This is a genomic window from Enterobacter cloacae complex sp. 6730903, assembly GCF_048283985.1.
In the GTDB taxonomy this organism is placed as follows: Bacteria; Pseudomonadota; Gammaproteobacteria; order Enterobacterales; family Enterobacteriaceae; genus Enterobacter; species Enterobacter hormaechei_C.
The window spans coordinates 1-298 of record NZ_JBLVXX010000205.1; the positions used below are offsets into that span (position 1 = coordinate 1).

Below are 298 nucleotides of genomic sequence, written 5' to 3' on the forward strand. Positions count from 1 at the left end.
GTCATTTACTATTCCTTATTAACGATTAACCAGTTTTGCCGGAACACGCAGAACCAGACTGGCACCGAAAATTACTACTGCTGTGATTAAGAACATGCCGATTGCATTTGAACCTGTGTTGGTAGTGACCCAACCGATTAAATAAGGTGAGCAAAATCCTGCAAGATTGGCGAAGCTATTGACGGCTGCAATACCTGCCGCTGCGGAAACACCACCCAAAAAGTTGGTCGGTAACATCCAGAATAAAGAGGATGCCGTCAGCACACCTGAGGCTGCGATGCAAAGGCAAATTAAAGAG

The 298-nt window shown here is 45.6% G+C and carries 1 pseudogene; it reads right to left on the reverse strand.

Annotated elements, in window-relative coordinates:
• Positions 1-18: 18 nt before the first annotated feature.
• Positions 19-298: pseudogene (locus ACNQ0W_RS25580) on the reverse strand (MFS transporter); the annotation flags it as partial.